Below are 13057 nucleotides of genomic sequence, written 5' to 3' on the forward strand. Positions count from 1 at the left end.
AATTAGTCGATCTCGATCGGGCGTTTGTCTTCCAGCGACATCCGGGTCGCTGTTGAGAACACGAGAGCCTCGATGGCCTGCTCGACGGCAAGCAAGCCGGGGTCGGCGACGCCGGCGACGCACTCGATGAAGCGCTGCAGTTCGACCTGATAGGGATTGCGGTCCTGGATGGCCACGGGCCGCGGACCGCTTTCGTCAGCCATGGTGAAGTGGCTGGTCGGCGGTCCATCCTTATCGAACACCGATGAATGCTCGAAGACCGCACGCTCGAACAGCGCGCGAAAGCCCGCGGTGAAGGGAAAGCCCACTGGCATCAGGCCGCTTGCCGTCACCGTGGCGTGTCGGCCGTCCTCATAGTTCAGCAGGGTCGAGAGCTCGCCGGGCCCGTTCGCTGTTTGCACGGCGCTGGCCGACAAAGTGGTCGGGCGTCCCATCAGCCAATGGATGAAGTCGAAGTCGAAGGTCATGAGCTCGATCGAGGGTTCGCCGTAGTGCGCCTTGCGGCCGGGACTTTCCGGCTGCAGGTACGACCCGAGCCGCCACGCGGCGACGCTGAGCAGGCCTCCATGCGAGCCGGAATCGGTCGCGTGCTTCACATGCTGGTGCGCCGCCACGGAACGCATCAGCAGTCCGACCTGCAGCAGACGATTGGCCTCTCGCGCCGCTTCCTGCATTTCGTACGCGTCGCGCAGGCAAAGCGCGAAGGGGGTCTCGCAGAAGACGTCCTTGCCGGCCCGCAGGGCGGCAATCACGTGTTCTGCGTGCACAGGTGTCGGCAGGCACACATCGATTGCATCGATGTCGGGATCGTGGATCAGCAGCGCGGCGTCGGTGCAGGCCTCGGCTCCGCACATGGCGGCAACCGCCGCAGCCCGCGCGGCCTCGCGGGAGTACACGCCGACGACCTTCGCCCCGGGCATGCCGGCATAGGCCAGCGCATGCACCTTTCCCATGGCGCCGGCGCCTAGAAGTCCGATCCGGATCATGCCGGCCACCCCGCTTTCTTGACCTGATCGACCGTGATCGGCCAATGACTCTTCGCTGCTCTCAGGCCACCTGGCGCTTCTGCGCCGCCACCGAACCGGCGCACTGATCGACCGGAAGCGGTCTGAGATGAAGATCGTAGGCGTCGGCATATTCGGCACGCCACGTCGTGCCGTCGCGGCGGTAGAGGTAGACGAACAGCTGGCAGGCGTCGGACTGGTAGCGCAACGCGCGCGCCGGATCGTCCTTGCGGTCGAGCACGCCGACGCCGAACAGGGCTGCGAGCTGCGTCTCGTCGAGGCCCTTGATGCGATCGGCCGGGATCGGCGTGCCGGCGTTGCGCGAGCTGAACACGCCTTTCTCGCCGCCGGTCAGGGAGTATCCGGAATCGGAACCGGTGGTGCAGCCGCCGAGGAGAAGCGCCAGCGCCAGCGCCGATCGAGCCGATCTCATGTCCGTCAGTCTAGCGCGGGACCGCGGGCGGATTAAAGGGCCGGCCGGGTGGAGCGGCTGGCGGTTTGAGCTGCTGCGCCACATGCACCATCGCCGCCACGCCCACCACCGGCACGATGAGGTTCAGGATGGGAATGGTGCCCAGGAAGACGATGACGATGCCGGTGAGCCACAGCACGCCGGCATTGTTGCGTCGCCATGCCTTGACCTCGGCCGGCGTGAGGCGGCGCAGCGCCACCTGCTCGTAGTAGACGCGGCCGGCCAGCCAGCCGTTGATGCCGTAGAACAGCACCGCGCCCAGGCCGGCGATGAAGATCGACAGGATGTAGAACGGCAGCATCACCAGGTTGAGGGCGATCACGGCCAGCAGGAAGACGACGCCGGTCCAGATGCCGGTCCAAATCGGAATGCCCTTTGCCCGGCCGAGATGCGGGTAGTGCTCGCTTTCGACGATATCGGCGATCTGCTCGAGGAAGATCGAGATCACGATGCCGAAGCTTGCCGGAAACAGCATCAGCGCCAGCACGATGACCGCGCCGCCGCCCAGCCAGCGGATTGCCTCGTTGATCCATTTCATCTCGAAGGTCGCGAACGATTGCAGCCCCCACCAGGCCAGCCAGGCGATGCCGACTTGAAGCACCAGGCTAAGCGCCAGCGACCACCAGATGACGCCACGCAGGCGCGGGTCGCCGAGCTGACGAACCGCGCGCTCGAAGGCGTTGATCATGGGGCTGTCACCATTTCGGGCCGCAGGCGCCTTTCAAATCCTCCTCCCCACGCTTCGCGTGGGGAGGTGTCGCGTCATACGCGACGGAGGGGTCATGAGTCACGTGAGGGGGCCTCTGACCCCTCCGTCCGCGATTACGCGGACACCTCCCCAGCGAAGCTGGGGAGGAGAAGAATCTGAACGTGGCTCATTGCGGGCCGACGACGCCTGCCGCCTTTAGCTCGCCGATCTCCTGGGCCGAGAAGCCGCGCTGGCCCAGCACCTCGTCGGTATGCTGGCCGCGCTTGGCGGCCGGACCCTTGATGCCCTCCTTGGTGCGCGAGAAGCGCGGCGCCGGCGCCGGCTGGGCGAAGCCGTTGACGTCGACGAAGGCGTTGCGCGCCTTGGCATGCGGATGCTGCGACGCCTCCGACATGGTGAGCACCGGCGCGAAGCAGACGTCGCTGCCTTCCATGATGGCGCACCATTCGTCGCGCGTCTTGCTCCTGAAGATGCCGGCCAGCCGGCTCTTGAGCTGCGCCCATGCCTTGCGGTCGTTCTGCGCCGGCAGGCTTTCGCCCTTGAGGCCGGTCTTCTCGAGCAGCAGGTCGTAGAATTGCGGCTCGATCGAGCCGACGCAGACGAACTTGCCGTCCCTGGTCTCGTAGGTGCCGTAGAAATGCGCGCCGCCGTCGAGCACGTTGGTCTCGCGATCCTTCTCGTTCCACAAGCCGGCGCCGGCCATGCCGTAGAGCCCGCCCAGCAGCAGGGCCGTGCCGTCGACCATGGCGGCGTCGACGACCTGGCCCTTGCCCGATCTCTGCGCCTCGAGGAGCCCGCACACCATGCCGAAGGCCAGCAGCATGCCGCCGCCGCCGAAATCGCCGACCAGGTTGAGCGGCGGCGACGGCTTGTCCTTAGGGCCGATGGCATGCAGGGCGCCGGTGAGCGCGATGTAGTTGATGTCGTGGCCAGCCGCCTTGGCGAGCGGGCCTTCCTGGCCCCAGCCGGTCATGCGGCCATAGACCAGCTTCGGATTGCGCGCGAGGCAGACGTCGGGGCCGACGCCCAGCCGCTCGGCGACGCCGGGGCGGAACGGCTCGGTGATGCCGTCGGCCGTCTCGATCAGGCGCAGCACGACCTCGACCCCTTCCTTCTTCTGCAGGTCGACGGACACCGAGCGCCGGCTGCGGTTGTGAATGGCGTACTTGGGATCGGCGAAGCGGTCCATGACGTGCGCTTTGGTGCGGTCGATGCGGATCACATCGGCCCCCATGTCGCCCAGCATCATGGAGCACATCGGACCCGGACCGATGCCAGCCAATTCGACGATCGTCAGTCCCGAAAGCGGACCCGCCATGACTTCCCTCCTGCGAAATTCACTACCGCGCCTATCGTTGCGATGTTAGCCGATCCGGCTGCCCTGTCACGCCAGGGCGCTGAACGGACGCATGGCTTGCCTCCCCCTCGGGGTGAAACTTCAAGAGGCAAGCGATTTTCCTGGATCATGCACCGCTGAAAGATCCCTCGCTACGCTCGGGATGACAGAATCGATGTCATCCCGAGCGTAGCGAAGGATCTTTCCTCATGCTTCTTGTTGATGGCGCGCTCCCAGCGAAGACCGGGACCGGCTCATCCGACACCATGACTTCCGCGCCCGGAATGCTCTACAGTCCGCACCGCACGAGGGTTGGAGGGGACGGGAATGAAGGTGGGCCGGTTTGTGACGTCGCTGGCGCTGGTGCTTGCCGTGGCCGGCAGCACGGTGGCGCAACAGGCGCCGCCGGCGGCGCCGAAGGAATACAACCAGGAGTTCCTGGTCCCGGGCTCGTGGTTCCATGGCGTGCACGGCCTCGCCTTCAACAAGGACGACCAGCTGTTCGCCGGCTCGGTGGTTGGCCAGACGCTCTACCGCGTGCAGGTCGACACCGGCGAGGTCGACCGCGTCATCGATCCGCCGACCGGCATGGCCGACGACATCGCCTTTGCCGACGACGGCACCATGGCATGGACTGCCTTCCTCCTGGGCAAGATCTATATCCGGCGGCCCAACGGCAAGACCATCGAGGTCGCCAACGGCATGGGCGGCCCGAACTCGCTGGCCTTCGGCAAGGATGGCAGGCTGTTCGTATCCGAGGTCTTTCTCGGTGACGCGCTTTACGAGGTCGATCTCAAGAACGTCGAGAAGCCCGACTTCAAGCCATTCCCGCGCAGCGAGCTGCGCCGCATCGCCGAGAAGATGGGCGGCCTGAACGGCTTCGAGATTCACAAGGATGACGGCTTCCTCTATGGGCCGCTGTGGTTCAAGGGTCAGGTGGTGAAGATCAACCTCGAGACCGGGGCAATCGACGTCATCGCCGAAGGCTTCAAGATCCCGGCCGCCGCCAATATCGATCCGCAGAATCGGGACAACGTCTATGTCGTCGATACCGGAACCGGCGGCATCTGGAGCGTCAGCCTCTCCAGCAGGACCAAGAAGCTGGTCGCCTCGATGAAGCCGGGTCTCGACAATCTCGCCTTCGATTCGCGCGGCCGCCTGTTCGTCACCTCGATGACCGACAACGGCATCTACCTGGTCGACAAGCAAACCGGCGCGCACAAGGCCATTGTCGAGGGCAGGCTCGCGATTCCTGCTGACCTGGCCGTCACAACCGAAGGGGGGAAGGAGACGGTTCACGTCGCCGACGTGTTCAGCTATCGCACGGTCGACGGCCAGAGTGGCGCCGTTGCCGACGTGCTGCGCGTGCACGGCGAGACGCATGCCTATCCACTCGGCCTCTCCATCGGCCCGCGCCATGCGATCCTGACCTCCTGGTTCTCCAACACGGTCGAGAAGGTCGACCGCAAGACCGGCAAGCTGGTGGCGACCCTGGGCGACTTCGCCGCGCCGGTCGATGCGCTGGAGGCAGCCGACGGCACTCTCTACGTCGCCGAGCTGGCCAGCGCCAACCTCGTCAAGGTCAGTCCCGACGGCAAGACGCGCTCGACCGTGGTCAAGGAGCTGCGTGGGCCGGTGGCGATGGCCCAAGGCCCGGGCAGCCTGATCTATGTCACCGAGATCGCCGCCGGCGCGGTCACCGAGATCGATGTCGCCACCGGCGAGCGCCGGGTGGTGGCCGATGGCTTGGCCGGCCCGGAAGGCATCGACATGGGCGCCGACGGCCGCCTCTATGTCGCCGAGGTCGGCCAGAAGCGCGTGGTCGCGATCGATCGCGCCACGGGGGCGAAGACGGTGATCGCCTCGAACCTCGACCTCGGCCTGCCGCCCTATCCCGGCGGACCGCCGGCGCTGGTCCCGACCGGCGTCGCCGTCGCCCGCAGTGGCACCGTCTACGTCAGCTCCGACATCCGCAACGCGCTCTACAAGCTCACGCCCCCTGCGCCCTGAGAGGCCCCATGCCCGGCATTCCCTTCATCAAGGACTTCAAGTTCGACTACGGCACGGCGATGGAAGTGACCCCGCTGATCCGCCGCGTGGTTGCCCGCAATCCCAGCCCCTTCACCTTCAAGGGCACCGGCACCTACGTGATCGGCCACGGCAAGGTGGCGATCGTCGATCCCGGTCCCGACATGCAGGACCATATCGACGCGGTGCTCAATGCCGTGCGCGGCGAGACGGTGACGCATCTCTTCGTCACCCATACCCACATCGATCACGTGCCGGCGACGCCCGCCATCGCCAGGGCGACCGGCGCCAAGGTCTATTCCTACGGCCCGCATCCCAGGCCGCCGGCCGGCGAGAAGCCGGAGGAGGCTGGCGATCTCGCTTTTGCGCCCGACATCAAGCTCAATGACGGCGACGTGGTTCATGGCGACGGCTGGAACGTCGAGGCGGTCTACACGCCGGGCCACATCTCCAACCACCTCTGCTTCGCAGTGAAGGAGGACAACGCGCTGCTGACGGGCGACCACGTGATGGGCTGGTCGACCGCGGTGATCTCGCCGCCCGACGGCAACATGGCCGACTACTTCGCCAGCCTGCGCAAGCTCCTGCCGCGCGAGGAGACGCTCTACATCCCGACGCACGGCTCGGAGATCCGCAACCCCAACCCGTTCGTGCAGTCCTACATCGAGCATCGCCTGGGCCGCGAGGCGCAGATCATGGCGCGGCTCGAGGAAGGCCCGCAGACCATCCCGCAGATGGTCGCCAGGAACTACGCCGACACACCCGTGCACCTGCATGCCGCCGCCGGCCGCTCGATGCTGGCCCATCTCGTGCAGATGGTGAAGGACGGTCGCGTCAGGACCGAGGACGGCCAGGCGCGGATCGACAGCGTCTATCGGATTTGAGCGAAGGCGTGTCTCATCCTCCTCCCCAGCTTCGCTGGGGAGGTGCCCCGTCATACGGGGCGGAGGGGTCATGAGCATCAGTGGTGGCGCTCATGACCCCTCCGTCGCCGAAGACGGCGACACCTCCCCAGCGGAGCTGGGGAGGAGGGTGAAGAGTCGAAGACAGGGCAGGCAGGTTAGAAGGGAGAAGCGACCGATGGACATGAAACTCGCCGGCAAGACCGTGCTGATCAGCGGCGGCAGTCGCGGCATCGGCTTCGCCTGCGCGATGGCCTTCGCCGGCGAAGGCTGTGCCGTGCACATCGCCTCGCGCTCGAAGGAATCGCTGGAGGCGGCGCGCGACAAGATCCGGGCGCGGCACAACGTGCCGGTCGAGATCCATCCCGCCGACTTCTCCAAGGGCGATACGGTGCGCGCCGTGGTCGATGCGGCAGCTCACGCCGACATCCTGGTGAACAACGCCGGCGCCATCCCGCGCGGCGATATCCACGCCATGACCGAGCCCAAGTGGCGCGAGGCCTGGGAGCTGAAGGTGTTCGGCTACATCAATGCCACACGCGCCATGCTGGAGAAGATGTATGCGCGCAAGAAGGGGGCGATCGTCAACATCATCGGCCTCGCCGGCGAGAGCTACAATTACGACTACGTCACCGGCTCGATGGGCAATGCCAGCCTGATGGCCTTCACGCGCACCGTCGGCTCCAGGAGCGTCGACCAGGGCGTGCGCGTGGTGGCGATCAACCCGCCGGCGACCCGCACCGACCGCATGCTCACCCTGCTGCGCGGCCAGGCCGAGAAGCAGCTGGGCGATCCCGAGCGCTGGCCCGAGCTCACCAGGCACATGCCGTTCGGCCGACCCGCCGAGCCCGACGAGGTCGCCGACCTCACGGTCTTCCTCGCCTCCGACCGCGCGAGCTACATCAGCGGCGTGGTGATGACTCTCGACGGCGGACAGGCGGCGCGACACTGAGCTCGGTGGGAGCCGGTGCCGCGATGGCGGCGTCGGCGCGCTGCCAGGTCTTGCCGCTCACCGCCAGCGCGGCCATGAAGATCAGCAGGCCTCCTACAGCAATGCACGGTCCGTGACCCCAGCCGGTGCTGTAGCGCCAGCAGGGGAAGACGGCGACACCCAGCGCCGCCAGCACCAGACATGCCGTCAGCATGCTCGCTGCTCCTCATGTCGAGCGGCGATCTTGTCGTCCATGACCTCTCCGCGAATTCACCCGAGCAGTACGAGTTGACTGGCAGAACCGTCCCTCGGCAAACGACGGCGCGGTGGCCAAGGTGCCGCAGGCACGAGCCCATCGTGAATCCATTTAGGGTTTGTGACGTCACAAACCCCGGTCAAAATGAAGACGCGGGTTCATCCACAGCGCGCACATACAACATCTTGGACGGATGCGCCCGGCATTGCGTACGCGTGGTAGTGTGTCCCCGAAATGTCCGACGATCTCGCCAACGCGTCCGCGCTGCTGCACACGGTGTTCGGCTTCGGCGGCTTTCGGCCGGGCCAGGAGGAGATCGTGAGCGCGGTGCTGGCGGGCGAGAACGTCCTGGCGGTGATGCCGACCGGCAGCGGCAAGTCGCTATGCTATCAGCTCCCCGCCATCGCCCGGCCCGGCCTGACGCTGGTGGTGTCGCCGCTGATCGCGCTGATGCGCGACCAGGTGCGCGCGCTGACCGCCGCCGGCGTCGTCGCCGGCAGCCTCAACTCGTCGAACGAATGGGGCGAGAATGCGCGCGTCCTGGGGCTGCTGCGCCGACGCGAGCTGCGGCTGCTCTATGTCGCGCCGGAGCGCCTGGCGCGTCCCGACACGATCGAGATGCTGGCCGAATCGGACGTCCGCATGATGGCGATCGACGAGGCCCACTGCGTCTCGCAATGGGGCCACGATTTCCGTCCCGAGTACCTCACCCTGGGCAACCTGGCGCGCCAGATCGGCGGCACGCTGCAGACGCTGGCGCTGACGGCGACGGCCGATGCGCCGACCCGCGGCGACATCGTCGACAAGCTGTTCGCCGCGCCGCCGCGCATCTTTGTCCGCAGCTTCGACCGGCCCAACCTGCGGCTCTCCTTCAAGCCGAAGGAGCATTCGACCCGACAGGTCTTTGCGTATGTTCGTGCCCATGCCGGCGAGAGCGGCATCGTCTACTGCGCCTCGCGCCGCAAGGTCGAGGAGCTGGCGACTGGCCTGGCGGCGGCCGGCCTGCGCGCGCTGCCCTACCATGCCGGGCTCGACAAATCGGTGCGGGACGCCAACCAGGACGCCTTCCAGCAGGATGACGGCGTGGTGATGACGGCGACCGTCGCCTTCGGCATGGGCATCGACAAGCCCGACGTGCGCTTCGTCTGCCACGCCGACCTTCCGGCCAATGTAGAGGCCTACTACCAGGAGATCGGCCGCGCCGGCCGCGATGGCCTGCCGGCCGACACGCTGACGCTCTACAGCCTGGGCGACATGCAGCTGCGCCGCCAGCAGATCGAGCAGGGCGAGCAGTCCGACGAGCGCAAGCGCATCGAGCGGCAGCGGCTCGGCGCGCTGCTCTCGCTGGCCGAGGCGCCGCGCTGCCGGCGCCAGACCCTGCTCGCCTATTTCGGCGAGGCTTCGCAGCCGTGCGGCCATTGCGATCTCTGCCAGGAAGGCGTCGAGCTGTTCGACGGCACCATCGAGGCGCAGAAGGCGATGTCGGCCATCGTCCGCACCGGCGAGCGCTTCGGCATGGAGCACGTGGTCGCCATCCTGACCGGAGAGCGCACCGAGAACGTGCTGAAGTTCAATCACGATCGCCTGCCGACCTTCGGCGTTGGCGCCGACCGCAAGGCCGCCGAGTGGCGCTCGATCTTCCGCCAGCTCTCGGCGACCGGCCTGATCTCGCAGGATCTGATGGAGCACGGCCGTTGGCTGGTCACCGACGAAGGCTGGCGGGTGCTGAAGGGCAAGGCGCGCATCGAGCTGCGCAAGAACCTCGCCTCGGCGACGTCGAAGGGCGCGGGCCGCGGACGCAAGGCGGCGGCGCCACCGCCGGCCGTCGCCGGTGCCGACGAGGCCCTGCTGGGCGCCCTGAAGGCGCTGCGCACCCGGCTCGCCCAGGCGCAGAAGGTGCCGGCCTACGTCGTCTTCTCCGACCGCACCCTGGTCGAGCTCGCCACCCATCGACCGGGCACGCCCGGCGCGATGCGCGAGATCCACGGCGTGGGCGACGCCAAGCTCGACCGCTACGGCGATGCCTTCCTCGAGGTCATCCGCGGCGCGGCGGGGTGATCAGGGTTTCCTCCCCAGCGAAGCTTCCACGGAGTGGGCACATCTCATCCCCCGTAATCGGGTAGCGCATACGCATATGGAGGCGCATCTCTCTCCCCCTCCCTGCGCGAGGCGCGGGGAGGTGCCCCCGCAGGGGGCGGAGGGGTCATGAGCTCCAGTCCCGCTGCGCACGACCCCTCTGTCGCCGAAGACGGCGACACCTCCCCAACAGAGTTGGGGAGGATAATGATCGTCGATTATACCCGTCTCACCCCCGCATGCGGACTACCTCCTTGGCGCCGAACGCCTTCACGTAGAAGTCGGCGGCCGCACCCGCGTTGCTGACCGAGAGATAGGACGCGACGCCGCTCAGCACGGGGGGAAGTTCATTGCTCATGACGACTTCCTTTCGAGTCGATCGAGGTGCTGTCGAATGTGGGCCGCTTCGGCCGGGCTGTTGGCGAGCGTGATGGCGCGGTCGAAGGAGACCCGGGCTTCCCCGCGGCACCCGAGCTGGTCGAGCAGGGCGCCGCGCACGCCATGGAAATAGAAGTAGCTGGCAAGCTGGGATTCCAGCGGTTCGATCAGCGCGAGCGCCGCCGCCGGCCCGCGGACCTTGCTCACCGCCACCGCGCGATTGAGGGTCACGACGGGCGACGGCTGCAGGCGCTCGAGGTTGGCGTAGAGCAGGTCGATCTCAGCCCAGTCGGTGTCCCGGGCGCGCGCGGCGCGGGCATGCAGGGCCGCGATCGCCGCCTGGATCTGGTACGGGCCGGGCCGGCGATGGCGCACCGCCTTGTCGATCAGCGCCAGGCCCTCGGCGATCTGCGCGCCGTTCCAGCGGCTGCGATCCTGGTCCTCCAGCAGCACGATGGTGCCGTCCGCAGCGAAGCGCGCCGCGCTCCGCGCCTGCTGCAGCAGCATCAGCGCCAGGAGACCCATCACTTCCGGCTCGGCCGGGAAGGCGCGCAGCAGCAACCGCGCCAGCCGGATCGCCTCCTCGGCGAGCTTGATTCGCTGCGCGGCTTCCTCCTGGCGCGACGAATAACCTTCGTTGAACAGCAGGTAGGTCATTGCCGACACCACATCGAGACGCTCGGCGCGCTCGGGCGCGCCCGGCGTCTCGAACGGCACGTGGGCCTTGGCGATCCTGGCCTTGGCGCGGGTGATGCGCTGCTCCATCGCCGCCTCGCCCACCAGGAAGGCACGCGCGATCTGCGTCACCGAGAGGCCGCAGACGATGCGCAGCGCCAGCGCGATCTGCTGGGTCGCCGGCAGCTCGGCGTGGCAGCAGATGAAGAGCAGCCGCAGGATGTCGTCGCGGTAGTGGCTGCTGTCGAGCCGCTCGGCCATGGCGTGCTCGGCATCGTCGAGGTCGGAGATCTCGGCCTCGTCGGGCAGCCGCACCTGTCTGGTGCGGCGGCGAGCATCGTCCATCGCCGCATTGCGCCCGACGAAGATCAGCCACGCCGCCGGATCGCGCGGCGGGCCGTTCTGCGGCCAAGTCTTCAGGGCGCGCAGGCAGGCTTCCTGGAACGCCTCCTCGGCCAGATCGAGGTCACGGAAGTAGCGCAACAGCGCGCCCACCGCCTGCGGGCGGGCGGCGCCGAGCACTCCGTCGATCCAGCCGATGTCGGTCATGCCGCGGGCTTCCGCTGGTGCCGGCCGATCGTGTGCTCGTGCAGCTCGGCCACCGGGCGGATCTCGTAGCTGCCGGTGCCCGGATTGGCCACGGCGAGCTCCTTGGCGGTCTCGATCGCGGCATCGAGCGAGCTGCACTCGACGATATAGAAGCCGAGCAGCTGCTCCTTGGTCTCGGCGAACGGCCCGTCGATCACCAGGGTCTCGCGGCCCTTGCGCAAGGTGGTGGCGGCCGTGGTCGGCAGCAGGCGGGCGACCGGCCCCAGCCTGCCCTGGCGGGCCAGCTTGTCGTTCACCGCGTGCAGGCGAGTCATGGTCTCGTCGTGATACTCCTTGGACCAGGAGCCGACGGCATCCTCGGAATTGTAGCAAAGGATCGCGTAAAGCATCGACGAACGCTCCTCGATTTGACCTCAGGACGAATGGACAGACAGGAGTCCGACAGGGTGGCCGAAGTTATTTCGGCTTTTCATTCTCCTCTCCAGCTTCGCTGGGGAGGTGCCCCGTCATACGGGGCGGAGGGGTCATGAGCCTCAGTCCCGCTGCTCATGACCCCTCCGTCGCCGAAGACGGCGACACCTCCCCAGCGGAGCTGGGGAGGAGCATGATTTCTACTCCCCTTCCGACGATATCGGCGTCGCGAAGGGCGTGCCGGCCTTGAGGATGCGGTAGCGGCCGTCCCGGATCTCGGCGCCGGTGACGATGCCGGTGCGGGCGCTGCCGCCGTCGAGGCCCAGGCGATCGCCCTCGAACAGGTGCGGGTCGGCCATGCCGCTGATCGCCCGGTGCTTGTCGGGCGGCGTGTGGCCGTGCACCACCAGGGTGCCGCCGAAGCCGCCCTTCCAGTCGAGGAAGCCGTGATTGATCCAGGCCCAGCGCGCCTCGGTGAAGATCGTCCACGGCCGCGTCAGGAACTCGTCCGGGTCGGCGTGGGGATCGAGCCCGCCATGGACGAACAGCGTGTTGCCGAGCCGCACGTGCGAGCGCATGGCGTAGAGCCCGTGCACCACGGCGTCACCCAGCGCCGCTGACAGGAGCGCCAGATTGGGCCGCGCCTGTGGCTTGCCGACCCGCGCCCGCATCTGGTCGAGCAGGCTCTGGCCGCCCATCCGCTTGCTGAGCCACATGGTCGCTGCCTTGTCGGCGTGCGGCCCGCCGAGCACGGCCAGCATCATCATGATCTCGTGGTTGCCCATCACGCGATCGATATGGTCGACGCCGCGCCTGTCCGCGCTCTCGGCCCATTGCGCGAGCACGCCGATGCTGTCGGGCCCGCGATTGATCATGTCGCCGAGATAGATCAGGCGCCGCTTGCCGGCCGCTTCGCCGGCGAGATGGGCGATGCAGTCGAGCAGGGCGCGGCATTCGTCGGCGCAGCCGTGCACGTCGCCGATGGCGAACACCGTCTCACCCTTGAGGTCGAACGGTGCCGGCTTCCAGTCGGCAATCTCGACGGGGACCGTAACAGGCATGTCCATGGCGGGACCCTAAACCATGCCGCTTCAACCCGCGAGTGCGCCGCACGTTGCAGGCAGAGATCGTCGATCATCCTTCCCCCTTTGTTTGCCTTCCCCTCCCCGACGCTTGCGTTGGGGAGGTGCCCCCAAAGGGGGCGGAGTGGTCGTGAGCGACACGCGTGCAGATGAAGATGCGTCATGCCGTGCTCATGCCAGCAAGCCGCGATGATGCTGGGGGCGCGCCACTTCAGTGGCGCGATCATCGTCAATCACACAGAAGACGC

Annotated in this window: 13 protein-coding genes; 4 read left to right on the plus strand and 9 right to left on the minus strand. The window is 67.5% G+C overall.

Annotation, left to right across the window (positions count from 1 at the left end; genetic code table 11):
* Positions 1–2: 2 nt before the first annotated feature.
* The 4 genes from ACILR9_RS29170 to ACILR9_RS29185 all read right to left on the minus strand — a co-directional run bounded on the left by ACILR9_RS29170 (position 3) and on the right by ACILR9_RS29185 (position 3503).
* Positions 3–986, minus strand: coding sequence for a Gfo/Idh/MocA family protein (locus tag ACILR9_RS29170; RefSeq protein ID WP_395713504.1), 984 nt, complete (start codon positions 984–986; stop codon positions 3–5).
* Between the two features lie 61 nt (positions 987–1047).
* The gene (locus tag ACILR9_RS29175; RefSeq protein WP_395713491.1) at positions 1048–1437 is read right to left on the minus strand and encodes a hypothetical protein; all 390 of its coding nucleotides are present in this window, start codon (positions 1435–1437) and stop codon (positions 1048–1050) included.
* A gap of 10 nt (positions 1438–1447) precedes the next feature.
* Entirely contained in the window at positions 1448–2164 is a 717-nt protein-coding gene (locus tag ACILR9_RS29180; RefSeq protein ID WP_395713492.1) for an EI24 domain-containing protein, read from the minus strand.
* 187 nt (positions 2165–2351) lie between these two features.
* The gene (locus ACILR9_RS29185; protein ID WP_395713493.1) at positions 2352–3503 is read right to left on the minus strand and encodes a CaiB/BaiF CoA transferase family protein; all 1152 of its coding nucleotides are present in this window, start codon (positions 3501–3503) and stop codon (positions 2352–2354) included.
* 345 nt (positions 3504–3848) lie between these two features.
* Between ACILR9_RS29185 and ACILR9_RS29190 the strand changes: the two genes are divergently transcribed.
* The 3 genes from ACILR9_RS29190 (at position 3849) to ACILR9_RS29200 (ending at position 7403) form a co-directional block, all read left to right on the plus strand.
* Positions 3849–5531, plus strand: coding sequence for an SMP-30/gluconolactonase/LRE family protein (locus ACILR9_RS29190; RefSeq protein WP_395713494.1), 1683 nt, complete (start codon positions 3849–3851; stop codon positions 5529–5531).
* A gap of 8 nt (positions 5532–5539) precedes the next feature.
* Positions 5540–6433 carry an MBL fold metallo-hydrolase gene (locus ACILR9_RS29195; RefSeq protein ID WP_395713495.1) on the plus strand — a complete coding sequence of 298 codons (894 nt, stop codon included), beginning with the start codon at positions 5540–5542 and terminating at the stop codon, positions 6431–6433.
* A 196-nt stretch (positions 6434–6629) separates the two neighbouring features.
* Positions 6630–7403: a short-chain dehydrogenase/reductase gene (locus ACILR9_RS29200; RefSeq protein WP_395713496.1), complete on the plus strand. Its 774-nt coding sequence runs from the start codon at positions 6630–6632 to the stop codon at positions 7401–7403.
* Here the strand turns inward: ACILR9_RS29200 and ACILR9_RS29205 are convergent.
* On the minus strand, positions 7354–7596 hold the full coding sequence (locus ACILR9_RS29205; RefSeq protein WP_395713497.1) for a DUF3309 family protein: 243 nt from the start codon (positions 7594–7596) through the stop codon (positions 7354–7356). The two genes, ACILR9_RS29200 and ACILR9_RS29205, sit on opposite strands and share 50 nt — an antisense overlap.
* Before the next feature lie 276 nt (positions 7597–7872).
* Between ACILR9_RS29205 and recQ the strand changes: the two genes are divergently transcribed.
* On the plus strand, positions 7873–9696 hold the full coding sequence (recQ, locus tag ACILR9_RS29210) for a DNA helicase RecQ (protein ID WP_395713498.1): 1824 nt from the start codon (positions 7873–7875) through the stop codon (positions 9694–9696).
* Positions 9697–9943: 247 nt separating this feature from the next.
* Here recQ and ACILR9_RS29215 read toward each other — a convergent pair whose 3' ends face one another.
* From ACILR9_RS29215 to ACILR9_RS29230, 4 genes are all read right to left on the minus strand, one after another.
* A complete protein-coding gene (locus ACILR9_RS29215) occupies positions 9944–10072 on the minus strand; it encodes a hypothetical protein (RefSeq protein WP_395713499.1) in 129 nt (42 codons plus the stop codon).
* A complete protein-coding gene (locus ACILR9_RS29220) occupies positions 10069–11316 on the minus strand; it encodes an RNA polymerase sigma factor (protein ID WP_395713500.1) in 1248 nt (415 codons plus the stop codon). Before ACILR9_RS29220 ends, ACILR9_RS29215 begins: the two co-directional genes overlap by 4 nt.
* Positions 11313–11705 (minus strand): YciI family protein, encoded by a 393-nt coding sequence (locus tag ACILR9_RS29225; RefSeq protein ID WP_395713501.1) that lies wholly within the window; start codon positions 11703–11705, stop codon positions 11313–11315. Before ACILR9_RS29225 ends, ACILR9_RS29220 begins: the two co-directional genes overlap by 4 nt.
* A 222-nt stretch (positions 11706–11927) precedes the next feature.
* Positions 11928–12794: a metallophosphoesterase gene (locus ACILR9_RS29230; RefSeq protein ID WP_395713502.1), complete on the minus strand. Its 867-nt coding sequence runs from the start codon at positions 12792–12794 to the stop codon at positions 11928–11930.
* Positions 12795–13057 lie beyond the last annotated feature (263 nt).

This window comes from Reyranella sp. (assembly GCF_044224635.1).
Lineage (GTDB): Bacteria > Pseudomonadota > Alphaproteobacteria > Reyranellales > Reyranellaceae > Reyranella.